The sequence below is a fragment of the Pseudomonas sp. IT-P258 genome, from assembly GCF_949767825.1.
In the GTDB taxonomy this organism is placed as follows: domain Bacteria; phylum Pseudomonadota; class Gammaproteobacteria; order Pseudomonadales; family Pseudomonadaceae; genus Aquipseudomonas; species Aquipseudomonas monachiensis.
The window spans coordinates 485,899-510,829 of record NZ_CATKPU010000021.1 but is presented as its reverse complement, the minus strand read 5'-3'; the positions used below and the strand labels follow the sequence as shown (position 1 = coordinate 510,829).

25 protein-coding genes are annotated in these 24,931 nt (G+C 60.2%); 16 read left to right on the top strand and 9 right to left on the bottom strand.

Annotated elements, in window-relative coordinates; all coding sequences use genetic code 11:
- The 3 genes from ACM6G4_RS09645 (at window position 1) to ACM6G4_RS09635 (ending at window position 2,060) form a co-directional block, all read left to right on the top strand.
- A complete protein-coding gene (locus ACM6G4_RS09645) occupies window positions 1-1,083 on the top strand; it encodes a 5-(carboxyamino)imidazole ribonucleotide synthase (protein WP_046038894.1) in 1,083 nt (360 codons plus the stop codon).
- Window positions 1,084-1,190: 107 nt separating this feature from the next.
- Window positions 1,191-1,436, top strand: coding sequence for a GlsB/YeaQ/YmgE family stress response membrane protein (locus ACM6G4_RS09640; RefSeq protein WP_008030708.1), 246 nt, complete (start codon window positions 1,191-1,193; stop codon window positions 1,434-1,436).
- An 87-nt stretch (window positions 1,437-1,523) separates the two neighbouring features.
- Window positions 1,524-2,060, top strand: a complete 537-nt coding sequence (locus ACM6G4_RS09635; protein ID WP_056727029.1) for a DUF3299 domain-containing protein — start codon at window positions 1,524-1,526, stop codon at window positions 2,058-2,060.
- Window positions 2,061-2,198: 138 nt separating this feature from the next.
- Here the strand turns inward: ACM6G4_RS09635 and ACM6G4_RS09630 are convergent, their stop codons facing one another.
- Entirely contained in the window at window positions 2,199-3,098 is a 900-nt protein-coding gene (locus tag ACM6G4_RS09630) for a D-hexose-6-phosphate mutarotase (protein ID WP_409078194.1), read from the bottom strand.
- A 69-nt stretch (window positions 3,099-3,167) separates the two neighbouring features.
- Window positions 3,168-3,572, bottom strand: a complete 405-nt coding sequence (locus ACM6G4_RS09625; RefSeq protein WP_007942704.1) for an acyl-CoA thioesterase — start codon at window positions 3,570-3,572, stop codon at window positions 3,168-3,170.
- A gap of 362 nt (window positions 3,573-3,934) precedes the next feature.
- On the opposite strand from ACM6G4_RS09625, the gene ACM6G4_RS09620 reads away from it, so the two are divergent.
- The 8 genes from ACM6G4_RS09620 (at window position 3,935) to ACM6G4_RS09585 (ending at window position 14,531) form a co-directional block, all read left to right on the top strand.
- Window positions 3,935-5,233 carry an MFS transporter gene (locus ACM6G4_RS09620; protein WP_056726831.1) on the top strand — a complete coding sequence of 433 codons (1,299 nt, stop codon included), beginning with the start codon at window positions 3,935-3,937 and terminating at the stop codon, window positions 5,231-5,233.
- Between the two features lie 168 nt (window positions 5,234-5,401).
- A complete protein-coding gene (locus ACM6G4_RS09615; protein ID WP_414913556.1) occupies window positions 5,402-6,403 on the top strand; it encodes a phosphate ABC transporter substrate-binding protein PstS in 1,002 nt (333 codons plus the stop codon).
- A gap of 411 nt (window positions 6,404-6,814) precedes the next feature.
- On the top strand, window positions 6,815-8,848 hold the full coding sequence (locus ACM6G4_RS09610) for an ABC transporter permease subunit (protein WP_414913632.1): 2,034 nt from the start codon (window positions 6,815-6,817) through the stop codon (window positions 8,846-8,848).
- Window positions 8,849-8,864: 16 nt separating this feature from the next.
- Window positions 8,865-10,535 carry a phosphate ABC transporter permease PstA gene (gene pstA / locus ACM6G4_RS09605; RefSeq protein WP_414913555.1) on the top strand — a complete coding sequence of 557 codons (1,671 nt, stop codon included), beginning with the start codon at window positions 8,865-8,867 and terminating at the stop codon, window positions 10,533-10,535.
- A 179-nt stretch (window positions 10,536-10,714) separates the two neighbouring features.
- The gene (pstB, locus tag ACM6G4_RS09600; protein WP_007971742.1) at window positions 10,715-11,548 is read left to right on the top strand and encodes a phosphate ABC transporter ATP-binding protein PstB; all 834 of its coding nucleotides are present in this window, start codon (window positions 10,715-10,717) and stop codon (window positions 11,546-11,548) included.
- Window positions 11,549-11,657: 109 nt separating this feature from the next.
- On the top strand, window positions 11,658-12,419 hold the full coding sequence (phoU, locus tag ACM6G4_RS09595; protein WP_007992846.1) for a phosphate signaling complex protein PhoU: 762 nt from the start codon (window positions 11,658-11,660) through the stop codon (window positions 12,417-12,419).
- A gap of 168 nt (window positions 12,420-12,587) precedes the next feature.
- Window positions 12,588-13,490, top strand: a complete 903-nt coding sequence (locus ACM6G4_RS09590) for a response regulator (protein WP_056726835.1) — start codon at window positions 12,588-12,590, stop codon at window positions 13,488-13,490.
- 144 nt (window positions 13,491-13,634) lie between these two features.
- The gene (locus ACM6G4_RS09585; RefSeq protein WP_414913554.1) at window positions 13,635-14,531 is read left to right on the top strand and encodes a peptidoglycan DD-metalloendopeptidase family protein; all 897 of its coding nucleotides are present in this window, start codon (window positions 13,635-13,637) and stop codon (window positions 14,529-14,531) included.
- Window positions 14,532-14,564: 33 nt separating this feature from the next.
- Here the strand turns inward: ACM6G4_RS09585 and ACM6G4_RS09580 are convergent, their stop codons facing one another.
- From ACM6G4_RS09580 to phoB, 3 genes are all read right to left on the bottom strand, one after another.
- Complete coding sequence (locus ACM6G4_RS09580; RefSeq protein WP_007975205.1) at window positions 14,565-15,905, bottom strand: hemolysin family protein; 1,341 nt, start codon at window positions 15,903-15,905, stop codon at window positions 14,565-14,567.
- A 124-nt stretch (window positions 15,906-16,029) separates the two neighbouring features.
- A complete protein-coding gene (gene phoR / locus ACM6G4_RS09575) occupies window positions 16,030-17,316 on the bottom strand; it encodes a phosphate regulon sensor histidine kinase PhoR (protein WP_414913631.1) in 1,287 nt (428 codons plus the stop codon).
- A 75-nt stretch (window positions 17,317-17,391) separates the two neighbouring features.
- A complete protein-coding gene (gene phoB, locus ACM6G4_RS09570; RefSeq protein WP_003229608.1) occupies window positions 17,392-18,081 on the bottom strand; it encodes a phosphate regulon transcriptional regulator PhoB in 690 nt (229 codons plus the stop codon).
- 153 nt (window positions 18,082-18,234) lie between these two features.
- Here phoB and ACM6G4_RS09565 point away from each other — a divergent pair, with 153 nt between their 5' ends.
- On the top strand, window positions 18,235-18,618 hold the full coding sequence (locus tag ACM6G4_RS09565) for a hypothetical protein (protein WP_223542658.1): 384 nt from the start codon (window positions 18,235-18,237) through the stop codon (window positions 18,616-18,618).
- A gap of 60 nt (window positions 18,619-18,678) precedes the next feature.
- On the opposite strand, the gene ubiA is transcribed toward ACM6G4_RS09565, so the two are convergent.
- Both ubiA and ACM6G4_RS09555 read right to left on the bottom strand, forming a co-directional pair.
- Window positions 18,679-19,569 (bottom strand): 4-hydroxybenzoate octaprenyltransferase, encoded by an 891-nt coding sequence (gene ubiA, locus ACM6G4_RS09560; protein ID WP_414913553.1) that lies wholly within the window; start codon window positions 19,567-19,569, stop codon window positions 18,679-18,681.
- On the bottom strand, window positions 19,569-20,132 hold the full coding sequence (locus ACM6G4_RS09555) for a chorismate--pyruvate lyase family protein (RefSeq protein ID WP_414913552.1): 564 nt from the start codon (window positions 20,130-20,132) through the stop codon (window positions 19,569-19,571). The genes ubiA and ACM6G4_RS09555 overlap by 1 nt, the downstream gene beginning before the upstream one ends.
- A 199-nt stretch (window positions 20,133-20,331) precedes the next feature.
- Between ACM6G4_RS09555 and ACM6G4_RS09550 the strand changes: the two genes are divergently transcribed.
- The 3 genes from ACM6G4_RS09550 (at window position 20,332) to ACM6G4_RS09540 (ending at window position 22,138) form a co-directional block, all read left to right on the top strand.
- Complete coding sequence (locus ACM6G4_RS09550; RefSeq protein WP_007995385.1) at window positions 20,332-20,502, top strand: rubredoxin; 171 nt, start codon at window positions 20,332-20,334, stop codon at window positions 20,500-20,502.
- 18 nt (window positions 20,503-20,520) lie between these two features.
- Window positions 20,521-21,669 carry an NAD(P)/FAD-dependent oxidoreductase gene (locus ACM6G4_RS09545; protein ID WP_414913551.1) on the top strand — a complete coding sequence of 383 codons (1,149 nt, stop codon included), beginning with the start codon at window positions 20,521-20,523 and terminating at the stop codon, window positions 21,667-21,669.
- 193 nt (window positions 21,670-21,862) lie between these two features.
- Entirely contained in the window at window positions 21,863-22,138 is a 276-nt protein-coding gene (locus ACM6G4_RS09540) for an HU family DNA-binding protein (protein ID WP_003195589.1), read from the top strand.
- Between the two features lie 89 nt (window positions 22,139-22,227).
- Here ACM6G4_RS09540 and ACM6G4_RS09535 read toward each other — a convergent pair whose 3' ends face one another.
- Window positions 22,228-22,620, bottom strand: coding sequence for a DUF6124 family protein (locus tag ACM6G4_RS09535; RefSeq protein WP_414913550.1), 393 nt, complete (start codon window positions 22,618-22,620; stop codon window positions 22,228-22,230).
- Between the two features lie 388 nt (window positions 22,621-23,008).
- On the opposite strand from ACM6G4_RS09535, the gene ACM6G4_RS09530 reads away from it, so the two are divergent.
- On the top strand, window positions 23,009-23,392 hold the full coding sequence (locus ACM6G4_RS09530) for a hypothetical protein (protein ID WP_008018281.1): 384 nt from the start codon (window positions 23,009-23,011) through the stop codon (window positions 23,390-23,392).
- 98 nt (window positions 23,393-23,490) lie between these two features.
- Here the strand turns inward: ACM6G4_RS09530 and ACM6G4_RS09525 are convergent, their stop codons facing one another.
- Complete coding sequence (locus ACM6G4_RS09525; RefSeq protein WP_414913549.1) at window positions 23,491-24,894, bottom strand: aminoacyl-tRNA deacylase and HDOD domain-containing protein; 1,404 nt, start codon at window positions 24,892-24,894, stop codon at window positions 23,491-23,493.
- Window positions 24,895-24,931 lie beyond the last annotated feature (37 nt).

Sequence of the window (24,931 nt, the reverse complement as noted above, 5' to 3'; positions counted from 1 at the left end):
ATGAAGATCGGTGTAATCGGTGGCGGCCAGTTGGGCCGCATGTTGGCGCTGGCGGGCACTCCGCTGGGCATGAACTTCGCTTTCCTGGACCCGGCGCCGGATGCTTGCGCAGCAGCGTTGGGCGAACACCTGCGAGCCGATTACGGCGATCAGGATCACCTGCGTCAGCTGGCCGATGAAGTCGATCTGGTGACCTTCGAGTTCGAAAGTGTTCCGGCCGAGACCGTGGCGTTCCTGTCACAATTCGTCCCGGTCTACCCGAGTGCCGAAGCACTGCGTATCGCCCGCGATCGCTGGTTCGAGAAGAGCATGTTCAAGGACCTGGGGATTCCTACCCCGGCGTTCGCCGACATTCAGTCCCAGGCTGATCTGGACGCCGCCGTGGCTTCCATCGGTCTGCCAGCGGTGCTGAAGACCCGTACCCTGGGTTACGACGGCAAGGGTCAGAAAGTCCTGCGCACGCCAGAAGATGTGGTTGGCACCTTTGCCGAACTGGGCAGCGTGGCCTGCCTGCTGGAAGGCTTCGTGCCGTTCACCGGTGAAGTCTCGCTGATCGCCGTGCGTGCCCGCGACGGTGAAACCCGCTTCTATCCGCTGGTACACAACACCCACGAAAGCGGCATTCTCAAGTTGTCCGTGGCCAGCACCGATCACCCGCTGCAAGCCCTGGCCGAAGACTACTCCAGCCGTGTGCTCAAGCAACTGGATTACGTCGGTGTGATGGCGTTCGAGTTCTTTGAAGTCGACGGTGGCCTCAAGGCCAACGAAATCGCCCCGCGGGTACACAACTCAGGGCACTGGACTACCGAAGGCGCCGAGTGCAGCCAGTTCGAAAACCACCTGCGGGCCGTTGCCGGCCTGCCGTTGGGTTCGACTGCCAAGGTTGGCGAGAGCGCGATGCTCAACTTCATCGGCAAAGTGCCAGAGTCCGAGAAGGTCCTGACCATCGCCGATTGCCATCTGCATCACTATGGCAAGGCGTTCAAGGTCGGCCGCAAGGTCGGTCATGCCAACCTTCGTTGTGCAGACCGCGAGACGCTGGCGGCCCAGATTCTCAAGGTGCAAGCACTGATCGCCGAATAGTTTTTTATGTGCAACGGTGGAACCTTCGGGGTGCGCCGTTCTCTCATGGCAGGTTGCGAAAGTCTGACTAGGCTTTCCAATAGCTACTTCATTGAGAGGAGAATGCCATGGGAATTATCGGAACCATCTTTATCGGCTTGATTGTCGGCCTGCTGGCTCGGTTCCTGAAACCTGGCGATGACAGCATGGGCTGGATCATGACGATCCTGCTCGGTATCGGCGGTTCGCTGGCGGCCACTTACGGCGGCCAAGCCCTGGGCATCTATCAGGCTGGTCAAGGTGCAGGTTTCATCGGTGCGCTGGTGGGCGCCGTTGTGTTGCTGGTGATCTACGGGTTGATCAAAAAGAACTGATCCAGGCGACAAAGCCCTCTCCGCCAAGCCGGCCGGGAGGGCTAGAATGCTCGGCGTTTCCTGTTCTTCCCTTTGCCGAGCACCTTCATGCGCCGTCTTTTGTTGACTCTTGTTTTACTGGGTTCGGGCCTTGCCCATGCCGGCGAACTGCCGGAAACCGACTGGCTCGAATTGATGCCCAAGTCGGACCAGAAGGCCCTCGAGGCCATGCCTGAAATCGACCACAACTCCCCTGAAGCCAATGGCACTTTCACCGACAAGGGTGGAATGAAGCAGGCCAAAGGCTTGCCTGCGGTGATGTACTCGACCAAGACCGTTGCGTCGATGAACGACAAGAACATCCGCATTGGCGGTTACCCCGTGCCGCTTGAGTCCGACGCCAAGGGGAACAGCACGTTGTTTTTCCTCGTGCCATACCCGGGCGCCTGCATCCACGTACCGCCTCCGCCTCCCAATCAATTGGTGCTGGTGCGCTATCCAAAGGGCCTGAAGCTGAATGATATCTACACGCCGCTGTGGGTCACCGGCACGCTGAAAGTCGAGAAGGTCAGCAATGACCTGGCCGATGCGGCATATGCGCTGGATGCGCAGAAGGTACGGGTGGTGAAAGAGTCGGATTTGTAACGCCCCGCCAGATGGCTTGGCACAAAAAACTGTGGGAGCGAACTTGCTCGCGATGGCGGTGTAACAGGCAACTTAAATGTTGAATGTTATGGCCTTATCGCGAGCAAGCTCGCTCCCACATTGGTTTTGTGGTGTTGCTTAGAGAGAGTTGCTGCCGATACTCACGCCCAGCGTATGGCTAGCACCTGGTTTCAGGTTCACCACATCACCCATCACATTCGCCGTCTCGATGCACAGCATGCGCTGCCAGCCATCGTCGGCCATGTCGCTGAACGCGGCGGCGCGGTCGATCCACGGGTTCCAGATCACCGCGGTGCGCGAGCCCATGCTGGTCAGTTCGATGCGTCGCTCCCAGGCCGGGTCGACGATGCTCAGCAGTGGCGGGACATTAAGATAGATGCGGTCAGTTTCGCCGCTAAATCGCAGATCGCCGGACTGTTGCTTGGTTTTCCAGTCTTCCAGGGTTTCGATGTAGCTCAAGCCATCCACGCCTTCGACATGCACTTCACGCACATCGCTGACGGCAAAGTAACTGTGCAGCGCCTGGCTGATGCTGACGGTTTCAGCGCCCCGGTTGTGGCTGGTCAGGTGGATGTGCAATTGCTCGTCGAGGCGAATGCTCAGCGTCAAATCCACCTGGTGCGGCCAGCCGGGAAAGCCGCCTTCAGGGTAGGGCAGGAGGAATTCGACCTTCAGGCTTTCGCCCTCGGCTTCGATGCCGCCCAGTTCCCAATCCATCGCTCGCACGAAGCCGTGAGCCGACGGCGCTTCATTGCTGGTGCGCATCGCCTGAACGCTTTGCGGGTTGCGCGCAAAGTTGCCGAACCATGGCCAGCACACCGGCACGCCGGCGCGGATGCTCTTGCCGGTCTTGAACACGGCCTCGTCGTTGAGCCAGATCAGCGGCGGCTGGCCGGCCAATTGATAGCTGAGGATGTGCGCGCCTTGCTGGGCCACCAGTAATTCGGCCTGACCGTGGCGGATGCGCCAGCAGTTCAGTTCATCCAGTTTTACGGCTTCAACATTGGGCGTGCTCATGGGACAGCTCTCGATCAGTAACGTGGACGACTATCGACCGCAAAACGGCTACCAGGTTTAAAAGCTCTTTCAGCGAGCCCGGGGTGGAACCGAACGGGTGCGACCGCTGCCATCGATGGCCACGAACACAAACACCGCTTCGGTTACTTTACGCCACTCGCTGGACAGTGGATCGTCGCTCCAGACCTCGACCATCATCTTGATCGAGCTGCGGCCGATTTCCAGGGCCTGGGTATAAAAGGAGAGCTGAGCGCCCACCGCCACCGGTACCAGAAACGCCATGCGGTCGATTGCAACGGTGGCAACGCGCCCGCCAGCGACCTTGCTGGCCATCGCGGTGCCTGCCAAATCCATCTGCGCCACCAGCCAGCCGCCGAAAATATCGCCAAAGCCGTTGGTTTCGCGAGGAAGCGCGGTGATTTGCAGGGCCAGGTCGCCTTGCGGGATCGGATCTTCTTGTTCGAGTTCTATCATGCCGGGGGGCCTCTGACCCGTGACTCTTCGTTGGTATTGCTGGTGGTAGCCGTCTTCGGGAAAAACGATTCAGCACCGAACATACTACGTTCGTCACGTTTTCCATCAGGCGCCTAAAGGGAAACTCTGCGAAATCGCCTATGAACCTGACAGGCGCTTTCGCACAGCAACCCCTCAAAAACCGGAGCAGGCTTTGAGTATATCGGTCGGTAGACTCCGCGACGACCGTCCGGTTCTCATTTTGACTGTCAAAAACGCACCTCTATGTGCTTTTTCGAACAATTTGCTATCGTGCCGGACCTGCCCAAACCTCAGCCAGCGTTGTTGAGGTTGCAGATCCGACTATAAGAGAAGCCCTTGCCATGACCACAGCGCCCTCGAGCATCGCGCAGCCAGACCAACCCGCACGTCCGCTGACCCGCAACGACTACAAGACTCTATCGCTGTCGGCCCTGGGCGGCGCGCTGGAGTTCTACGATTTCATCATCTTCGTGTTCTTCGCCACGGTGGTGGGCAAGCTGTTCTTCCCGGCGGACATGCCTGAATGGCTACGCCTGATGCAGACCTTCGGCATCTTCGCCGCCGGCTATCTGGCGCGGCCGCTGGGCGGCATCGTGATGGCGCACTTCGGCGACCTGCTGGGCCGCAAGAAAATGTTCACTCTGAGCATTTTCATGATGGCGGTGCCCACCTTGATCATGGGTTTGCTGCCGACTTATGCGCAGATCGGCATGTGGGCGCCGATCCTGTTGCTGTTGATGCGGGTGATCCAGGGCGCGGCCATTGGCGGTGAAGTGCCGGGGGCGTGGGTCTTCGTTTCCGAGCACGTTCCGCAGCGGCATGTCGGCTACGCCTGCGGCACCCTGACCAGCGGCCTGACGGCGGGCATCCTGCTCGGCTCGCTGGTCGCCACGGCGATCAACAGCCTCTACACCCCGGTGGAAGTAGCGGATTACGCCTGGCGGATTCCGTTCCTGCTGGGTGGCGTGTTCGGCCTGTTCTCGGTGTACCTGCGTCGCTGGTTGCACGAAACCCCGGTGTTCGCCGAGTTGCAACAGCGCAAGGCCCTGGCCGAAGAAGTGCCGCTGCGGGCGGTGCTGCGTGACCATCGAGGCGCCATTGCCATTTCGATGTTGCTGACCTGGCTGCTGTCGGCCGCCATCGTGGTGTTGATCCTGATGACCCCGACTGTGTTGCAGACGGTCTATCACTTCTCGCCAACCACGTCCCTGCAGGCGAACAGCGTGGCGATCGTGTTCCTGAGCTTTGGTTGCATCATTGCCGGCGCACTGGCCGATCGCTTCGGTGCGGGACGAGTCTTCGTGATCGGCTGTACCGCGCTGCTGGCCAGTTCCTGGACCTTCTACCACAGCCTGGCCGATCATCCCGACTGGCTGTTCCCGATGTATGCCCTGACCGGTCTGCTGGTCGGCACCATCGGCGCGGTGCCCTATGTGATGGTCAAGGCGTTCCCGCCGGTGGTGCGTTTCAGCGGCCTGTCGTTCTCGTACAACGTCGCCTACGCGATTTTCGGTGGTCTGACACCGATGATCGTCAGCCTGTTGCTCAAGGAGAGTGCGATGGGGCCTGCCTATTATGTGGCGGTGCTATGCGGGGTGGGGATTCTGGTAGGTGCATATCTCTGGAAGAAGGGCCGCTGATAGCGAACGATCACAGCACTCCTCACATCTACAGTTACAACTGAAAGGCCAGCCTTCCAAGCGGAGTGCTGGCCTTTCATCCAATTGTCATATTTCAGCCATAGAGTGTTCACACGGCCTGCTGATACTTGGCCCCGAATAACACACCCTATCTGCTAGGAGTAAGGCATGAAACTGAAGCGTTTGATGGCGGCAATGACTTTTGTCGCTGCTGGCGTTGCGACTGCCAACGCGGTTGCCGCTGTTGACCCTGCTATCCCGAGCTACACCAAGACCACTGGTGTGTCGGGCAACCTGTCCAGCGTTGGTTCCGATACCCTGGCCAACCTCATGACCCTCTGGGCTGAGAACTACAAGAAAGAATACCCGAACGTAAACATCCAGATTCAGGCCGCTGGCTCCGCCACTGCGCCACCTGCGCTGACTGAAGGCACCTCCAACCTGGGCCCGATGAGCCGCAGGATGAAGGACACCGAACTGGCTGCCTTCGAGCAGAAGTACGGCTACAAGCCAACCGCTATCCCGGTTGCCGTGGACGCCCTGGCTGTATTCGTACACAAGGACAACCCGATCCAGCACCTGACCATGGAACAGGTCGATGCGATCTTCTCGTCCACTCGTCTGTGCGGCGCTAAAGCCGACGTGAAAACCTGGGGCGACCTGGGCGTGACCGGCGACCTGGCCAACAAGCCGGTTCAACTGTTCGGTCGTAACTCGGTATCCGGCACCTACGGCTACTTCAAGGAAGAAGCCCTGTGCAAAGGCGACTACAAGCCTAACGTGAACGAGCAGCCAGGTTCGGCTTCGGTCGTGCAGTCGATCAGCTCCTCGCTGAACGGCATCGGTTACTCGGGCATCGGCTACAAGACCGCTAGCGTGAAGACTGTGGCCCTGGCCAAGAAAGGCAGCCAGGACTTCATCGAAGACACTGAAGAAAACGCCCTGAACGGCAAGTACCCGCTGTCCCGCTTCTTGTACGTGTACGTCAACAAAGCCCCGAACAAGCCACTGGCCCCGCTGGAAGCCGAGTTCGTGAAACTGGTTCTGTCTAAACAGGGTCAGGAAGTCGTAGTGAAAGACGGTTACATCCCACTGCCGGCCAAAGTAGCTGCCAAAGCTCTGGCTGACCTGGGTCTGGCGGAAGGCGGCGCTGAAGTCGCAAAAAAGTAACAAATTGAGTCCAGGGTGAACCCCTCGGACTCACATGGGGGCGGCAGGAGCCGCCCCCATGCACCTCTAATTCTCTATTCGCTGCTGGTTACCGCTAGCGGCGGATTTGTTGCGTCACTGCACTGTCATCTTTCTGTCATACAGGATCGCTAGGGTGTGCGAATGAATGATCTGGCCAATTCCAACATGACTACTAATCCCCCCAAGCGAATTGATTTCAATACGCCTGAGTTGCAACGCAAGCGCCGCATTCGCGCGCTCAAAGATCGCCTGACCCGCTGGTACGTCCTCGTTGGCGGCCTCGCTGTACTGGGCGCGATCACCTTGATCTTCTTCTTCCTTGCCTACGTCGTCGCGCCCCTGTTCCAGGGTGCCAGCCTGACCGCCAAGGACGCCATCACACCCGCCTGGATGCAAGACGCCGGCAAGCCGCTGATGATCTCCCTGGAAGAGCAGAACCAGGTTGCGATGCGGGTTTCCGACAAGGGCCAGGCATTGTTCTTCGACATCGACAGCGGCGCTGAATTGAAGCGCGTCGATCTGTCGATCCCGGCCGGCACCACCGTGACTTCCATCGCAGAAGACCAGCCAGGTCACCCGCTGGTGGCGGTGGGTCTGTCCAACGGTCAGGCCCTGGTGTTCCGTCACACCTATAAAGTCAGCTACCCGGACGGCAAGAAGACCATCACCCCGGCCATCGAGTACCCGTATGGCGAAGCGCCAATCGCGGTGAACGAAGCCGGCGGTGCGCTGGAGCACGTCAGCCTCAACGCCAACGATTCGACCCTGATGCTGGTGGGTTCCACCGGTTCGCAACTCAATGTTCTGTCGCTGACCAGCGAAGAGAACATGATGACCGGCGAAGTCACCAACGAGCAGAAGCGCATCGAACTGCCGCAAATGACCGAGCCGGTGAAGAATATTTTCGTCGACCCGCGTCAGCAGTGGCTGTACGTGATCAACGGGCGTGCCCAGGCCGACGTGTTCAGCCTTCGCGACAAAAGTCTCAACGGTCGCTACAAACTGGCGGAAAACGGCGAAACCGAAGTCACCGCCAGCACCCAGTTGGTGGGCGGTATCTCGCTGATCATCGGTGACTCCAAAGGTGGTCTGGCCCAGTGGTTCATGGCGCGCGACCCCGATGGCGAGCAACGCCTGAAGCAGATCCGCACCTTCCAGATGGGCACCACGCCTATCGTTGAAATCACTGCCGAAGAGCGCCGCAAGGGCTTCGTTGCCCTCGACGCTTCCGGCAAGCTCGGCGTGTTCCACAGTACCGCCCACCGTACCTTGCTGGTGGAGTCGGTCGCTGAAGGCCAGGGCATCTTCGGTCTGTCGCCGCGTGCCAACCGCTTGATCGTGGAAGCCGGCGGCAAGTTGCATCCGCTGCTGCTCGACAACCCGCACCCGGAAGTCTCGTGGAGCGCACTGTGGAGCAAGGTCTGGTACGAGAACTACGACGAGCCTAAATACGTCTGGCAATCGACCGCCGCCAACACTGACTTCGAACCCAAGCTGAGCCTGTCGCCGCTGACCTTCGGTACCCTGAAAGCCGCGTTCTACGCCATGCTGCTGGCCGCTCCACTGGCCGTTGCCGCGGCGATCTACACCGCGTACTTCATGGCTCCGGGCATGCGCCGCAAGGTCAAGCCGGTGATCGAGTTGATGGAAGCGATGCCGACGGTGATTCTTGGTTTCTTCGCCGGTCTGTTCCTCGCGCCATATGTGGAAGGGCATTTGCCGGGCATCTTCAGCCTGCTGATGTTGCTGCCGATCGGCATCCTGGTCGCCGGATTCACCTTCAGCCGCCTGCCTGAGTCGATTCGCCTGAAAGTCCCGGATGGCTGGGAAAGTGCGCTGCTGATTCCGGTGATCCTGTTTGTGGGTTGGCTGTCGTTGTACATGAGCCCGTTCATGGAAAACTGGTTCTTCGGCGGCGACATGCGCATGTGGATCTCCCACGACCTGGGCATCACCTACGACCAGCGCAACGCCCTGGTGGTCGGCCTGGCCATGGGCTTCGCGGTCATCCCGAACATCTACTCCATCGCCGAAGACGCCGTGTTCAGCGTGCCTCGCGGCCTGACCCTGGGCTCCCTGGCCCTCGGTGCCACGCCGTGGCAGACCATGACCCGCGTGGTGATCCTCACCGCGAGCCCGGGTATCTTCTCGGCGCTGATGATCGGCATGGGCCGTGCGGTCGGCGAAACCATGATCGTGTTGATGGCCACCGGTAACACCCCTGTCATGGAAATGAACCTGTTCGAAGGCCTGCGCACCCTGGCGGCCAACGTCGCGGTGGAAATGCCCGAATCGGAAGTCGGCGGCAGCCACTACCGCGTGCTGTTCCTCTCGGCGCTGGTGCTGCTGTTGTTCACCTTCGTCATGAACACCCTCGCGGAACTGATTCGTCAGCGTCTGCGCAAGAAATACTCGTCGCTTTAAGCAAAGGTAGAAGTCTGTGAAACAGAACTCCCTGAAAGGATGGTTCAAGAGCGGCGCCCCCGGCGTCTGGATCAGCGGTGGCGCGGTGTCCATCGCGGTCATCATGACCATTGGCCTGCTGGCAGTGATTGCCGTGCGTGGTCTTGGTCACTTCTGGCCGGCTGACCTGGTGCATGCCAGTTACGACGTACCGGGCCAGGCCAATCACTTGGTGATCGGCGAAATCGTACAGAAGGAAGAAGTGCCACGTGCCCGCCTGAAGAGCGCCGGCCTGCCGGTGCCTGACGAAGGCCCGGAGTTCATGACCCGCGAGCTGATCAAGGTCGGCAACCGTGACCTGAACGGCAACGACTTCACCTGGATCGTCGGCGAGTGGCTGACCAGGCAGGCGACGCCGCCGGAGCTGATGGCCATCGAGCGTCGCGAGTGGGGCAACTTCTACGGTTACCTGGTCAACGTCAAACAGGATGGCAAGGTTGTCGCTGAAGGCGAAGCCGCATGGCCTGAGTTGCAGGCCCGTGTTGACCGGGTCAACAAGCTGGCTGCACAACTCAAGAACCTGGAAAAAACCGACATCGGCGCGATCAACGCCGGTCTCGAACGCATCCGCCTGCACGGTCGCAAGCTTGAGCTGGATGGCAAACTCGACGCCACCGCACAAGCGGACATGGAATCCGAGCGCGCCGAACTCAACGCCCGCTATCAGGATGTTGAAGCGCGCCTGAGCGATCTGCATGCGCAGTTCAACCGCGACAGCCTGACCGCCCGCGATGCGAACGGTAAGGAAATCGAAATCGGCATCGGCAAAGTGGTTCACGCCTACCAGCCGAACGCCATGAGCACGACCACCAAGATCGGTTTCTACTTCAGCAAGGTCTGGGAGTTCCTGAGCGACGACCCGCGTGAAGCGAACACCGAAGGCGGGATCTTCCCGGCCATCTTCGGCACCGTGATGATGACCCTGATCATGGCAATGATCGTGACCCCGTTCGGCGTACTGGCGGCGGTGTACCTGCGTGAATACGCCAAGCAGAACGCACTGACCCGGATTATCCGCATCGCAGTGAACAACCTGGCGGGCGTTCCGGCCATCGTTTACGGCGTGTTCGGCCTGGGCTTCTTCGTCTACGTGCTGGGCGGCTCGCTCGACCGTCTGTTCTTCCCGGAAGCACTGCCGGCACCGACCTTCGGTACACCGGGTCTGCTCTGGGCTTCGCTCACCTTGGCTCTGCTGGCGGTGCCGGTGGTGATCGTGGCCACCGAAGAAGGTCTGGCGCGGATTCCTCGCACCGTGCGTGAAGGCTCGTTGGCCCTCGGCGCAACCAAGGCTGAAACCCTGTGGAAGATCGTGCTGCCGATGGCCAGCCCGGCGATGATGACCGGCATGATCCTCGCGGTGGCCCGCGCCGCGGGTGAAGTGGCGCCGCTGATGCTGGTGGGTGTGGTCAAACTGGCGCCGTCGCTGCCGGTGGACGGTAACTACCCGTACCTGCACCTGGACCAGAAGATCATGCACTTGGGCTTCCACATCTATGACGTCGGCTTCCAGAGCCCGAACGTCGAAGCCGCGCGACCGCTGGTGTACGCCACGGCGCTGCTGCTGGTGCTGGTGATCGCGACATTGAACCTGTCGGCGGTGTACATCCGTAACCACCTGCGCGAGAAGTACAAGGCGCTGGATAGCTGATTTCCAATGTGGGAGCGGGCTTGCTCGCGAAAGCGGTGGGTCAGGCAACATTGATGTTGAATGTGCCGGCCTCTTCGCGAGCAAGCCCGCTCCCACACTGGACCGCGTCCACCGGAATATTGATGGGAACTGCAATAAGCAGCGTTCCGAACCGAATTTGTTAGCACAGGGAGCCTCCCATGCAGCACGAAGCACATACCCACGGCATCAACATGTCGGCGCTGGGTCGCGACAAACAGAGCCTGAACCTCGAGCAGGAAACCGTAGCTATCGAAGTACCGGGCCTGAGCCTGTTCTACGGCGAAAAACAAGCGCTGTACGACGTCAGCATGAACATCCCGAAACAGCGCGTGACCGCTTTCATCGGTCCGTCCGGCTGTGGCAAGTCCACGCTGCTGCGTACCTTCAACCGGATGAACGACCTGGTTGACGGCTGCCGCGTTGAAGGCGAGATCAACCTGTACGGCAACAACATCTACCGCAAGGGCGAGGACGTGGCCGAGCTGCGTCGTCGCGTCGGCATGGTGTTCCAGAAGCCCAACCCGTTCCCGAAAACCATCTACGAAAACGTGGTCTACGGCCTGCGCATCCAGGGCATTAACAAGAAGCGCGTGCTCGACGAAGCCGTTGAGTGGGCGTTGAAAGGCGCGGCGCTGTGGGACGAGGTCAAGGACCGTCTGCACGAGTCGGCACTGGGCCTGTCCGGTGGTCAGCAGCAGCGTCTGGTGATCGCTCGCACCATCGCCGTTGAGCCGGAAGTGCTGCTGCTCGACGAACCGTGCTCGGCACTCGACCCGATCTCCACGCTGAAAGTCGAAGAGCTGATCTACGAACTGAAATCCAAGTTCACCATCGTCATCGTGACCCACAACATGCAACAGGCGGCGCGGGTGTCCGACTACACCGCGTTCATGTACATGGGCAAGCTGGTCGAGTTTGGCGACACCGATACCCTGTTCACCAATCCGGCGAAGAAGCAGACCGAAGACTACATCACCGGTCGCTACGGCTAGCAGCAGCCACGAGCCGCGAGCTTCAAGCGGCAAGTCAGGGCGGTTCGGGTACAACACATCAGCTTGCAGCTTGTAGCTTGCAGCTCACAGCTTTTGCGGAGCAGACAACATGATTTCTAAGGAAGGCCTTACACACCACATCTCCCAGCAGTTCAACGCCGAACTGGAGGAAGTGCGCAGCCACCTCCTGGCCATGGGCGGGCTGGTCGAGAAGCAGGTCAACGACGCGGTGACCGCGCTGATCGAGGCCGACTCCGGCCTGGCCCAGCAAGTGCGCGAGATCGATGACCAGATCAACCAGATGGAACGCAACATCGACGAGGAATGCCTGCGCATTCTGGCCCGTCGCCAGCCGGCGGCTTCCGACCTGCGCCTGATCATCAGCATTTCCAAGTCGGTGATCGACCTGGAGCGCATCGGTGACGAAGCGACCAAGATCGCCCGCCGCGCCATCCAGCTGTGCGAAGAAGGCGAAGCGCCGCGCGGATACGTGGAAGTGCGCCACATCGGTGACCAGGTGCGCAACATGGTGCGCGACGCACTGGACGCCTTTGCCCGTTTCGACGCCGAGTTGGCCTTGTCGGTGGCGCAGTACGACAAGATCATCGACCGCGAATACAAGACCGCCCTGCGTGAGCTGGCAACCTACATGATGGAAGATCCGCGTTCCATTTCGCGGGTTCTGAGCATTATCTGGGTGCTGCGTTCGCTGGAACGTATCGGCGACCACGCGCGCAATATCTCCGAGCTGGTGATCTACCTGGTACGCGGCACCGACGTGCGGCACCTGGGTCTCAAGCGCATGAAGGAAGAAGTCGAAGGAACCAGCGGCGAAACAGCTAATGTTCCGGGCAAAACTGACGATAAGTAAGGTTGCCCAAGTAAAGCGCCCGGCCTTTTGGCCGGGCGTTTTTGTTTGCGGCTTACGAATTCGAAAAGCAGCACCCGCGAACGAAAAGTCCGGCGTGACTGAAGATTTTTTGGCAATGTGCCATCAGCAAGGCGGTATGCTGGCCGGGATTTTTTAAAGGGGTTTTGGATGAGTAAGGTCAGTGTGTTGGTCGTGGACGACGCGTCGTTCATTCGTGATCTGGTGAAAAAGTGCCTGCGCAATTATTTCCCGGGCATGCGGATCGAAGATGCGATCAACGGCAGAAAGGCCCAGGCCATGCTGGCCAAGGAAGCCTTCGACCTGGTCCTGTGCGACTGGGAAATGCCGGAAATGTCCGGCCTGGAACTGCTGACCTGGTGCCGCGAGCAAGACAACCTCAGAGCCATGCCTTTCGTGATGGTGACCAGCCGTGGCGACAAAGAGAACGTTGTCCAGGCGATTCAGGCCGGGGTATCCGGCTACGTCAGCAAACCGTTCACCAACGAGCAACTGATCACCAAGGTCAAGCAGGCGCTGCACAAGGTCGGCAAACTCGACGCCTTGATCAACGTCGCCGCGACCAAAACCAGCCCTGCCTTCGCTAACGACTCCCTCGCTGCCCTGACCGGTGGCAAGGCCCCCGTCGCCACGCCAACGGCCGCACCCGCACCGTCCAAAGGCTTGCTCAACAGCCCGCCGATCAAGGCGCCAGCAGCCTCTTCGGCACCCGCCAGTGGCCGTGGCCAGGGTCAACTGCGGTTGCCCAACGGTATCCAGCAATGCGTGATCAAGGCCCTGAGCCTCAAGGAAGCGCTGCTGGTGGTGAAGCGCTCCGAGATCCTGCCGCAGATCCTCGACAGCGCCGTGCTGGACCTGGAGCAGGGCGACAATGCCGAAATCGCCCGCCTCAACGGCTATCTGCACGCCGTCGTGGCCCACGAACCGAAGCCCGACAGTGACTGGCTGCAACTGACCTTCCGCTTTGTCGACCAGGATGCGCAGAAGCTCGATTACATCTCGCGCCTGATTGCGCGGGGTACGGCGCAGAAGCACTTCATTCCTGGTGCTTGATCCAGCGTCGTCTGCGAGTTCGAAGGGTCCATTGGCCTTGCCGAAAATCTTCTGAACGGCCCATTTTGAAACATCTGCCGACTACCCGGGTCCATTGCAGCTGCTAGGCTCAATCCCAGATCTCACTCGACAGAATTCTTGCTCATGTTCTCGCGCCTGCTGCTTATATGTGGCCTGTTCATGGTCGCCAACTCGGCCATGGCCATGACCATCTACAAATCCAAAGATGCCTATGGTGTGGTTTCCTACAGCGACCGCCCTAGCAAAGGCGCCCATGTGTTCGTTTTTCGCGATGGCATGGTCGAGCACCTTGAGCGCCAGGTGCGCCTTATCATCATGAAGAAGAATGGCGTGCACAGCGTGTACGTGCGCAATGACCTGTATGCGCCGGTCGAAGTCGAATTGAGCTTTGCAGGGGTGAAGAACGCCAGCGGTGTGCCGGGCGGGACGATTCGGCGGGTGATCCCGCTACGCAGCAGCGTTCGCCTGGCGCAGCTCACGGCGACTAAAGGTGGGAAGCCCATCGCGTACGTCCCGAAGTTCAACTACTCCCTGGGCGACCCCTCAGGGCCCATGGTTGGCTATCGGTACCCGTTGCCCTGGCGTGGCGGACCGTTCCGGATAAGCCAGGGCGCCAATGGCCCCTACAGCCACTTCGGGCCCAAGAGCCGATACGCCATGGATATCGCGATGCCTGAGGGCACGCCGATCATTGCCGCGCGAGGCGGTGTGGTAGTGAAAACCGAGAACAGACAGAGTGGGCGCGGCACCGACGCATCCGGCAATTTCGTGCGGGTGCTGCACGATGACGGGACCATGGGCGTTTATCTGCACCTGAAGAAAGGCTCGGTCTGCGTTCGGGAAGGTCAGCGGGTAACGGTAGGGAGTGCGCTGGCGTTGTCCGGCAACACCGGCAACAGCACCGGGCCGCATTTGCACTTCGTGGTGCAGCGCAATACCGGGCTGGGGCTGGTCTCGATTCCGTATCAGTTCAGCCAGCCGGTGGGTGCGCTGCCCAACTTTGCGTTGGGCAAGCAGTAAAGCCTTGGGATCAATGCGGTTTAACGAATCGCATCAATCCAGCATCAACACCTTGGCCAGAACGATCTTCGGCCCTTTCATCTTCTTGATGATGATCCGCAGGCCTTCGACTTCCAGCACTTCTTCCTCTTCGGGTACGCGCTTGAGGCTCTCGTAGACCAGTCCGGCAAGGGTTTCGGCTTCGACGTGGTCGAGGTCGATACCCAGCAGTCGTTCAACCTTGAACAGCGGCGTATCGCCCCGCACCAACAGCTTGCCCGGCTGATACGCGAGGATCCCGCGTTCGGCCTTGCGGTGTTCGTCCTGGATGTCGCCCACCAGCACTTCCAGCACATCTTCCATGGTCAGGTAGCCGATGATGTTGCCGTCGGCCTCTTCGACCACGGCGAAGTGCGAGCCGCCCTTGCGGAACTGTTCCAGCAACTGCGACAGCGGCATGTGCCGCGACACCCGCTCCAGTGGGCGGGTCAGTTCGGCCAGGTTGAACGACTCGGGAATGTGGTCCAGTGCCGCCAGTTCCAGCAGCAGATCCTTGATGTGCAGCAGGCCGACGAACTCCTGGCGCTCGCTGTCGTACACCGGGTAACGGCTGAACTTGTGGCGACGGAACATCGCCAGGATCTGCTTGAGCGGCGCGTTGAACTCCAGGGTCACCAGGTCTTCGCGGGAATTGGCCCAGTCGACCACTTCCAGTTCACCCATTTCCACCGCCGAGGCCAGGACGCGCATGCCTTGGTCGCTCGGGTCCTGGCCACGGCTGGAGTGCAGGATCAGTTTCAGTTCTTCACGGCTGTAGTGATGCTCGTGATGCGGGCCGGGCTCACCTTGCCCCGCAATGCGCAGGATGGTGTTGGCGCTGGCGTTGAGCAGGTAGATGGCCGGGTACATGGCCCAATAGAACAGGTACAGCGGCACGGCGGTCCACAGCGACAGCAACTCGGGTTTGCGGATGGCCCAGGATTTGGGGGCCAGTTCGCCGACCACGATGTGCAGGTACGAAATGATGAAGAAGGCGGTGAAGAACGAGATGCCTTTGACCACTTCGGCCGACTCGACGCCGACTGCGCTCAACACCGGCTCAAGAATGTGGGCAAACGCGGGTTCACCGACCCAACCCAGGCCCAGGGAGGCGAGGGTGATACCCAATTGGCAAGCCGACAGGTAAGCATCGAGTTGACTGTGCACGGTGCGCAGGATGTGCCCGCGCCAGCCGTTTTTGTCAGCGATGGCCTCGACCCGGGTCGAGCGCAATTTGACCATGGCAAATTCCGCCGCAACGAAAAATCCGTTGAGCAAAACCAGGATCAGAGCAAAAAGAATCATGCCGAAGTCGGCGAAAATGGTAGCGAGGGTCAAGCCAGGGGAAGGGTCCATGATGGAGTTTTGCGGGTTCCGTATATTCGAGAGGGAAGTAAAAAACCGCGCCTGAAAGGCAGGCACAAGTCAGCCAATGTAGCGGCTGACCGGCCAGTTGCCTAGTGGCGCGTGCTGGCCGGTATCAGTCAGTGGTGCTGATAACCCGTGATTTGGTGACTTGAGCCGGGGCAAAGTGGCAGGTAAAGGTACTGCCGTGGCCCGGTACGCTGCTGATTTCCATCCGTGCCCGATGTCGTAACAAGACGTGTTTGACGATCGCCAGTCCCAGGCCGGTGCCCCCGGTGTTGGAGTTGCGGCTGGAGTCGACGCGATAGAAGCGTTCGGTCAGGCGCGGCAGGTGTTTGGCATCGATGCCGATCCCGGAATCCTGCACGCTCAGGTGCGCCCCCTGGTCATCGCCCCACCAGCGAATGCGGATATTGCCTTCGGCCGGGGTGTATTTCACCGCGTTGAACACCAGGTTGGAAAACGCGCTGCGCAACTCCGCTTCGCTGCCCTTGAGCAGAATCGTCGGGTCGGCTTCCAGGGTGATTTTCTGGTTTTTCTGGCCGGACAACTGCTGCGCATCGCTCTTGATCGATTGCAGCAAGCCGTCGATCGGCACCGGCTGGTTGTCCGACGGATAATCGGTGGCTTCCAGCTTGGCCAGCAACAACAGGTCGTTGAGCAAGGTCTGCATGCGTCCGCCTTGTTGCTGCATCTGCTGCAAGGCGCGGCCCCAGCGCGGGTTCACCTCGTCGACGTTGTCGAGCAAGGTTTCCAGGTAACCGCAGATCACCGTCAACGGTGTACGCAGTTCATGGGAAACGTTGGCGATGAAGTCTTTGCGCATTTGCTCAAGCTGATGGATGCGCGTGACATCGCGCACCAGCATCAAGTGTTCGTTATTGCCGTAGCGGGTGATGTACAGCTGAATGCGCACGCGGTCGTTGGTCGGCGAGGGGATTTCCAGTGGCTCGGCATAACTGTCTTGCTCGAAGTATTCCTTGAAGCGCGGATGGCGCACCAGGTTGGTCACCGGTTGGCCACTGTCCTGTGGCGTCTTGAGGCCCAGCAGGGTTTCGGCGGCGCGGTTCCACCATTCCAGGTTGCCGTCGGTATCGAGCATGATCACCGCATCCTTGAGCGCGGCGGTGGATTCCTGAACCCGGTCGATCACCGCTTGCAGGCGTCCGCGTACCCGTTGGTCGCGGCGTTGCAGGTGGTAGATGCTGTCGAACACCTCGCCCCACAGGCCGTAGCCGTCGGGTGGCGCTTCATCGGGTTTGTGCAGGCGCAGCCACTCGTGCAGACGCAGTAATTGCTTGAGGGTCCAGGCCAGGTAAAGACCCAGGCCTGCAGCGAGGCTCCAGCCGTAATAGCCGGTGATCAGGCCGATCACCAGGCAGGCGGTGACCAGCAGCAGCATGTGGCGAATCAGGGTGCCATGCCAGTTTTGGTTCACGAAAAAAATACGTCCTTGAAAGTGGAACCGCTGCGATCATCAGGCCTTGGTTGAGAACCGGTAGCCAGTGCCGCGCACGGTTTGTACCAGATTTTCGTAAGCATCGCCGAGGGCTTTGCGCAGGCGTCGAATGTGCACGTCGACCGTACGCTCTTCGACGTAGACGTTGCCGCCCCAGACCTGATCCAGCAACTGGCCACGCGTGTAGGCGCGCTCCTGGTGGGTCATGAAGAATTGCAGCAGGCGGTATTCAGTCGGTCCCATCTCGGCAGGACGGCCGTCGATGGTCACGCGGTGGCTGATCGGGTCCAGCAGCAGGCCGCCGACTTCGATTGGCGCCTCGCCATCAGTCGGACCGGCACGGCGCAGCACGGCCTTCAGGCGCGCTACCAGCTCACGGGGGGAAAACGGCTTGGTGATGTAGTCGTCGGCGCCGACTTCCAGGCCCTGGATCTTGTTGTCCTCTTCACCCTTGGCGGTGAGCATGATGATCGGGATGTCCCCGGTCAGTTCATCACGCTTGAGGCGACGGGCCAGTTCGATGCCGGACGTGCCGGGCAGCATCCAGTCGAGCAGGATCAGGTCCGGTTTGCGGTCGACGATAATGGCGTGGGCCTGCTGGGAGTTTTCAGCCTCCAGGCAGTCATAGCCGGCCATTTCCAATGCAACGGCGATCATTTCGCGAATAGGCGCTTCGTCGTCGACGATCAGAATGCTCCTGCCAACCATGCCCTTAATCCTCTTGTCATTTAACTGTCTTGCGCCGCATTAGATAACGGAATTATTGCAGTCGTGTGACAGTATTTTAGTCGGCCGGCGATTGGCTGGATCCTGGGCTAAGCTTTAAGTCCGAATCCTGACAACCACAAAGGAAGGCTTCAAATGAATCTACACTCGCAATCCCTCAAGGCCCTGCTGCTGGCCGCTGCCCTGGCATTGCCTTCGATGGCCTTCGCCGCCGAACCGGGCATGATGAAAGACGGCATGATGACTGACCACAAAGGGATGACCCTGTACACCTTCGACAAGGACGCGGACGGCAAGTCGATGTGCAACGGCGACTGCGCCAAATACTGGCCGCCAATGATGGCGCCGGCGGGTGCCAAGGCCGAAGGTAAATGGACAGTCGTCAAGCGTGACGATGGCAAGATGCAATGGGCTTATGACGGCAAGCCGCTGTACTACTACGAGGACGACAAAAAACCTGGAGACATGACGGGTGACAAGAAAAAAGACGTCTGGCATGTCGTTCGCGAGCATATGTAACAACGCAAAAAGATCGCAGCCTTCGGTAGGAGCTGCCGCAGGCTGCGATCTTTTCAAAGGTCAACGTAGCGCGTAGTCCAGCACAATCCCGACGAAAATCGCCAAACCTGCCCAGTGATTGTGCAAAAACGCCTTGAAGCAACGCATCCGGTCCTTGTCGCGGGTGTACCAGAATTCCCACGCAAAGCAGCCCGCCGCCACCAGTAATCCGAGGTGGAACCAGCCACCAAGGTCGAACTTCGAACCCGCCAGCAACAGGCAACCCAACGCCAGCCCTTGCAAGGTCAGGATGATCGCCCGGTCCGCGTCGCCGAACAGGATTGCCGTGGATTTCACGCCGATCTTCAGGTCGTCATCTCGGTCGGTCATCGCGTAGTACGTGTCGTAACCCACTGTCCACATCAGGTTGGCGATCCATAGCAACCACGCGACGGCCGGCAATTCACCGGTTTCCGCGGTGAACGCCATCGGCATCCCCCACGAAAATGCGGCGCCCAGCACCACTTGCGGGTAATAGGTGTAGCGCTTCATGAACGGGTAACTGAACGCCAGCGCCAGGCCGCCCAACGACAGCCAGATGGTCGCGGCATTGGTGCACAGCACCAGCAGGAAGCTCGCGCCCATCAGCAATGCGAAGAACACCAGCGCCTCTTTGGAGCTGATCTTGCCGCTCACCAGCGGCCGCTGCTCGGTACGCTTCACATGGCCATCGACCTTGCGGTCCGCCCAGTCGTTGATCACACAGCCACCGGCGCGGGTCAGCACCACGCCGAGGACGAAAATCACAATGTTGGCCAGGGACGGCGACCCCTTGCCGGCAATCCACAGCGCCCACAGCGTTGGCCAGAGCAGCAGGTAAATGCCGATCGGCTTGTCCATGCGGGTCAGCTGAATGAAATCCCAGGCCCGAGGATTCAAGCGGTTCAAGGACTTGAGCAGGCTTTGGTACATCAACGGTTCTCCGATCGGGCGCAGGCGGCGTCCCACAGGGAAGGCAGGAAAATTTCGGCCACCAAAACGCTCAAGGCACCGCGGTCGAAGCGCGAGCGGCGGCCCCACAGCCCAGGGGATTGCACCTCGGCGGGCAACCACGATTGCGGATAATGGCAAACCTCGATGGCCCGGCGCTGAAAAGCCTGATCGCAAAACAGCAATTCGCCCAGCGAGCGGCTGCCCAGTTCGTCCATGTGCAGGCCGTCGCCTTGCAATGCACTGCGTGAGGCCACGCTGCGCGCAAACACCCACGCCTGGCCATGACCGCGCAAATACACCTCGCGCACCCAACCCTCACTGCCATCGGCCAGGTCCAGCGCTGTGCACTCGTCGGCACGCAGGGGTTGCCAGCCTTCGAACATCGGCGAGACGCTGAACGCATCATTCGACAGATGAATCAGGCGTCGAGTCAGTGAGCCTTCGTCGAACAGCCAGTCGAGAGTAGAGGCATCGGGGAGTGACGCCAGTTCGCTGCGCGAGAGCCAGAGAGGAGCTGGAGAGGGGGATTCTGTGTGATGCACAATGAGTCATTATTGGCAGCAAATGAGGCGGCGAGCTTAACATGTCAGCCGCCGATATCGATTGAATTGGCCTGCCGTTGCGCCGAACAGGCTTGCATCCGGCGGCTCCGATCAGTACAAAACGCGCTGAGTTGGACGGCAGTGCTGCAACCATCGACCGTCCGGCCGGCAAAACGCCTGAACCTTGAGGAAGTACCTGATGAAAAAGTGGCAATGTATCGTCTGCGGCCTGATCTACAACGAAGCCGACGGTTGGCCGGATGACGGCATTGCGCCGGGCACCCGTTGGGAAGACGTCCCGGCAGACTGGCTGTGCCCGGACTGCGGTGTGGGCAAAATGGATTTTGAAATGATCGAAATCGCTGCCTGAATAATTGAGGAGTAAGGAATGAACGCACCTGTCGTCATCATTGGCACCGGCCTGGCGGGCTACAACGTGGCCCGCGAGTTTCGCAAACTCGATAGCGAAACCCCGCTGCTGCTGATTACCGCCGATGACGGGCGCTCCTACTCCAAGCCGATGCTCTCCACCGGCTTCGGCAAAAACAAGGATGCCGACGGCCTGAGCATGGCCGAACCCGGCGCCATGGCCGAGCAGCTCAAGGCCGAAATACGCACCCACACGCGTATCAGTGGCATCGACCCGGGCCACAAGCGCCTGTGGATCGGTGAAGAAGCGGTGATCTACCGCGGCCTGATCCTGGCCTGGGGCGCCGAAACCGTGCGCGTGCCCATTGAGGGTGATGCGGCGGATTGCGTATTCCCGATCAACGACCTGGAAGACTACGCACGCTTCCGTGCGGCGGCGGCCGGCAAGCGCCGCGTGCTGCTGCTCGGCGCCGGCCTGATCGGCTGCGAATTCGCCAACGACCTGACCCTGGGCGGCTACGAAGTGCAGCTGGTTGCGCCGTGCGAACATGTCATGCCGACCCTGCTGCACCCGGCGGCTGCCGCTGCGGTGCAGGCTGGCCTCGAAAGTCTCGGCGCGCGTTTCCACCTCGGCCCCGTGCTCAATCGCCTGCAACGCGTGGCTGACGGCCTGGAAGCGCACCTGTCCGATGGCCAGGTGATCCCGTGCGACGTGGTGGTCTCGGCCATTGGCCTGCGCCCGCGCGTCGACCTGGCGGCTGCGGCCGGTTTGCAGGTCAACCGCGGCATCATGGTCGATCGGCACTTGAAGACCTCTCATGCCAACATCTACGCCTTGGGCGACTGCGCCGAGGTCGACGGGCTGAACCTGCTGTACGTGATGCCCCTGATGAGCTGTGCGAGGGCGCTGGCGCAAACCCTGGCCGGCAACCCGACCGCCGTCACCTATGGCCCGATGCCAATCACCGTCAAAACTCCGGTCTGCCCGCTGGTGGTGTCCCCGCCGCCACGGGGCGCAGAGGGCATCTGGACAGTCGAAGGGCAGGGCGCCGACATCAAGGTTTTGTGTCGCGATGCCGCGGGCAAGCTGCTCGGTTACGCCCTCACCGGTGCCGCCGTGATGGAAAAACTGGCCCTGAACAAAGAGCTTCCGGCCCTGTTGGCATAAATAGCGGTCGTTCTGTCGGAATCACCCCCCTTTTGCCCCAACAATGGCCGCGCCGATACTGGCGCGGGGCCTCACTGCGTGCCATCCTCACTCCCGTCTGCCGCAGAGTAGAGCACCTGCGGCGCTTTTGGCGCTGCTCCGCGAGAGCAGCACGGACATAACAACAACAAACCGTCAAAGGGGCTTCACTCACATGCGTAAACCAGACCTCGCCGCAGCCATTGCTGAAAAAGCAGACCTCACCAAAGAACAAGCCAACCGCGTTCTCAACGCCGTTCTTGAAGAAATCACCGGTGCCCTGCACCGCAAAGACAGCGTGACGCTGGTGGGTTTCGGCACCTTCCTGCAACGCCATCGCGGTGCCCGCACCGGCAAAAACCCGCAAACCGGTGAACCCGTCAAAATTAAGGCCAGCAACACCGTTGCGTTCAAGCCAGGCAAATCATTGAAAGACAGCGTTAATCCGTAATCCGTTTTCACCTCCCGCGCAGCGGGGGAGTGGAATAAAAAATGGGCACGCCAACCAGGGTTGGGTGCCCATTTTTTGTGGGTGGCGAATCAGCCGAACCCGCTTTGTTGCTTGGCGAGAATCGCCGCCATTTGCGGCTCATCCAGATGATCCAGCGCCCGCTCTACCAGCAAATGCGCCCCCTCAGCCACGCGACTGATCGCCAGGGCTACTGAGCGGCGTGATCCGTCTACATCGTCGGCCAGGTCAGCGGCGATGGCGCTGATGGACAGCAAATCTTCCGAGGCGTTGGCCAGGAGTGCTTCGGTATTGATGTCTGGGCAGACACTGAAGAGTTGGCCGCTGCGTTTCGTTGTTGTTTGTTTTGGTGGGGCGAGATAGTGATCGAGGGCGCGTTCGGCGGCTTCGTGGAGTTTTTTGGAATCGAGGGATTCGTAGGGGGATGTGGCTTCGTTTTCGGATGCGTCGGGTGGCGGAGTCATTGGTGTAAATCCTTGGTTAAGAAGTTTTGCTCCCGATTTCGGACTTGCACATCCGGTCGCCGTTTTTGGCGGTGACGGTCAGAGGTTATCGATGAATCCAAAATTCGCCTAGTTCATGCATAGCGCAGCATTTTGAAGGAAGTTTCCGATAGGTTTGCAGGGTGGGGGGATCAAAAGTTCGCAGCCTTCGGCAGCTCCTACAGAATGTGTTTCTTCAGGTGCAGAAGTGGCGTGTGGAGTGGCCGGAGTGATGTGCTGATAATTGTGACTTAGTAGTCATCGTGCAGGTAATGGTAATGATCTTCTCCTAATGCAGCTGGATACTGGTGTTATCCTCTGAAGCCGTTAAACTGCCCCAGCCGTTCATTTTTCTCTTGAGGCTGTGCGCATGAAATTTCGTTTTCTGCTGTGGATGCTGGGTTTGTTGATGGGTAAGGCCAGTCGGACCAATCCGGCGTTTCAGCAGCAGTTGGGTGACAAGGACCTGGTGTTTCAGCTGCAGACCCTGGACGGGAAAGTGGCGCGGCATTTCCGCGTGAAGGACCAGCGCATCACCAGCCAATCGGGTGTGCATGCCGAGCCTGCGTTTGCGATTGCCTTTAAAGACGCCGCGTACGGCTTTGCCACGATGCAGGCGAAGAACAAGCAGCTGGCGTTCATGACGGGGATTCAGGACAAGTCGATTCAGATCAAGGGCAACCCGGCGCTGGTGATCTGGTTCCAGGGGTTGACCAAGTATTTGAAGCCGAAGAAGGCCAAGCCCAAGGCTTGAGGTCTTTCAGGTAGACCGAGTGATATTCATCGCGGGCAAGCCCGCTCCCACAGGATTCAGGTGATCCATGTGGGAGCGAGGCTGCTCGCGATTGGTTTTCAGCCTTGGGTGAACTGCGAAGCCAGTTCGCGCAGCAGCACTTCGGCCTCGAGGACTTTGCTGACCACGTCGTTGGCTTTTTCGCGGCTCAGGCCAAGGCGTTCGAGCAGGGCGTCGGGGATGTCTTCGTCGGGGCCGGAGCCGATGCCACGGCTGCGCAGCAGGCGCACCGACAGGCACACCAGGTTCGGGTACTCAGCGAATTCGCCGTCGTAATGCGGGTCGTGTTGGAAGCGCAGGGCGGTGGCCAGTTCTTCAGGCATGTCCCAGTAGCGCATCAGCCACGAGCCGATCTGTTCCCGGCTGATGCCCAGCAGGTGCTGTTCCACGAAGCTATGGCACAGGTGCGGGTTGACCTCCAGGTGGCGGCAGATCAGTGAGAAGTGCGGTGGGAACACGTGGGCCAGCAGCAGGTAGCCGAAGTTGTGCAGCAGGCCGGCCAGGTAGGTCAGGCCGGCTTCCGGACGCTGGGCGCGGGGCATGGCGCGGGTCAGGCCTTCGATGACGGCGGCGGTGTAGATCGATTGCTGCCAGTACGGGGTGGAGTGTTGCGGGTGGTCCTTGGGCAGGCTCAGGGTTTTGCCCAGGGCCAGGCCCAGCGCCAGGTTGATCACCAGATCGAAGCCCAGCACGCGCACGATGGCGTCTTCCACCGAACGGATCTTGCCCGGCGAGGCGTAGTACGGCGATGCCGCCCAGCTCACCACTTGTGCGGCCAGCGCCGGGTCGGTTTCGACCACGCCGGTGATGTCGTCGATGGTGGCGTTGGGGTCGACGCGCAGCTTGATGATTTTTTGTGCGGTTTCGGCCAGTGGCGGAATCTCGATGGTCGCTTCCAGACGCTGCTGGATGCGCCGCGCGGTGAACGCCTGGACGGCCTGGGTGATTTCCTCGCGGTCGTCATCGGGACGGTCGAGGTTGGGACGGATGCTGGTCAGGTTTTCGCCGAAGTTGGCGGCGCTGGCCTTGGTCAGCATGGTCGCCTTGAAGTCTTCGCTGGTGATTTCCAGCAGCACGCCCGGCTCACCGGAGTTGATCAGCAACTTCGGCTCGCGCAGCAGGCTTTCGTCGTACAGGCACGGTGAACTGGTCAGCGCCGGCAGGCCCGGCAGCAAGCTGAGGTTGTGCTTGCCGAGCATTTTTGTCAGGCGTTCGGTGGGTACGGCGGCGAGGCGGCGACCGGTGAGTTCGGTCAGGCGATTGAGGTCCAGCAATTGGCTCTGCGGGAACAGCACCATCAGTACGCCTACGCTGTCATCCAGCAGAACGGCCTGCACTTTGCGCGCGGCATTGAGGCCGTGACGGTCAAGCACCTCTTCGTAGGCAATGCCCAACTTGCCCAGCATCAGCCGAATAACCGACGGAGCGTGCGGGGTGTCGGGTGCGAAGGCAACTTCGGTCATGGTCTGTATCCATACTTAAACAATTGCAGGAGTATAA

Excerpts from the sequence above, each read along its gene's own strand:
- ACM6G4_RS09625 (WP_007942704.1), bottom strand. The coding sequence starts at position 3,572 with ATGATAGAACTCGAACAAGAAGATCCGATCCCGCAAGGCGACCTGGCC.
- phoB (WP_003229608.1), bottom strand. The coding sequence starts at position 18,081 with ATGGTTGGCAGGAGCATTCTGATCGTCGACGACGAAGCGCCTATTCGC.
- ACM6G4_RS09630 (WP_409078194.1), bottom strand. The coding sequence starts at position 3,098 with ATGAGCACGCCCAATGTTGAAGCCGTAAAACTGGATGAACTGAACTGC.
- ACM6G4_RS09535 (WP_414913550.1), bottom strand. The coding sequence starts at position 22,620 with ATGACTCCGCCACCCGACGCATCCGAAAACGAAGCCACATCCCCCTAC.
- ACM6G4_RS09610 (WP_414913632.1), top strand. The coding sequence starts at position 6,815 with ATGCAAGACGCCGGCAAGCCGCTGATGATCTCCCTGGAAGAGCAGAAC.
- ACM6G4_RS09540 (WP_003195589.1), top strand. The coding sequence starts at position 21,863 with ATGCGTAAACCAGACCTCGCCGCAGCCATTGCTGAAAAAGCAGACCTC.
- ubiA (WP_414913553.1), bottom strand. The coding sequence starts at position 19,569 with ATGTACCAAAGCCTGCTCAAGTCCTTGAACCGCTTGAATCCTCGGGCC.
- ACM6G4_RS09545 (WP_414913551.1), top strand. The coding sequence starts at position 20,521 with ATGAACGCACCTGTCGTCATCATTGGCACCGGCCTGGCGGGCTACAAC.
- pstB (WP_007971742.1), top strand. The coding sequence starts at position 10,715 with ATGCAGCACGAAGCACATACCCACGGCATCAACATGTCGGCGCTGGGT.
- ACM6G4_RS09645 (WP_046038894.1), top strand. The coding sequence starts at position 1 with ATGAAGATCGGTGTAATCGGTGGCGGCCAGTTGGGCCGCATGTTGGCG.
- ACM6G4_RS09640 (WP_008030708.1), top strand. The coding sequence starts at position 1,191 with ATGGGAATTATCGGAACCATCTTTATCGGCTTGATTGTCGGCCTGCTG.
- ACM6G4_RS09590 (WP_056726835.1), top strand. The coding sequence starts at position 12,588 with ATGAGTAAGGTCAGTGTGTTGGTCGTGGACGACGCGTCGTTCATTCGT.
- ACM6G4_RS09615 (WP_414913556.1), top strand. The coding sequence starts at position 5,402 with ATGAAACTGAAGCGTTTGATGGCGGCAATGACTTTTGTCGCTGCTGGC.
- ACM6G4_RS09580 (WP_007975205.1), bottom strand. The coding sequence starts at position 15,905 with ATGGACCCTTCCCCTGGCTTGACCCTCGCTACCATTTTCGCCGACTTC.
- ACM6G4_RS09635 (WP_056727029.1), top strand. The coding sequence starts at position 1,524 with ATGCGCCGTCTTTTGTTGACTCTTGTTTTACTGGGTTCGGGCCTTGCC.
- phoU (WP_007992846.1), top strand. The coding sequence starts at position 11,658 with ATGATTTCTAAGGAAGGCCTTACACACCACATCTCCCAGCAGTTCAAC.
- ACM6G4_RS09585 (WP_414913554.1), top strand. The coding sequence starts at position 13,635 with ATGTTCTCGCGCCTGCTGCTTATATGTGGCCTGTTCATGGTCGCCAAC.
- ACM6G4_RS09530 (WP_008018281.1), top strand. The coding sequence starts at position 23,009 with ATGAAATTTCGTTTTCTGCTGTGGATGCTGGGTTTGTTGATGGGTAAG.
- ACM6G4_RS09620 (WP_056726831.1), top strand. The coding sequence starts at position 3,935 with ATGACCACAGCGCCCTCGAGCATCGCGCAGCCAGACCAACCCGCACGT.
- ACM6G4_RS09525 (WP_414913549.1), bottom strand. The coding sequence starts at position 24,894 with ATGACCGAAGTTGCCTTCGCACCCGACACCCCGCACGCTCCGTCGGTT.
- ACM6G4_RS09550 (WP_007995385.1), top strand. The coding sequence starts at position 20,332 with ATGAAAAAGTGGCAATGTATCGTCTGCGGCCTGATCTACAACGAAGCC.
- phoR (WP_414913631.1), bottom strand. The coding sequence starts at position 17,316 with ATGCTGCTGCTGGTCACCGCCTGCCTGGTGATCGGCCTGATCACCGGC.
- ACM6G4_RS09565 (WP_223542658.1), top strand. The coding sequence starts at position 18,235 with ATGAATCTACACTCGCAATCCCTCAAGGCCCTGCTGCTGGCCGCTGCC.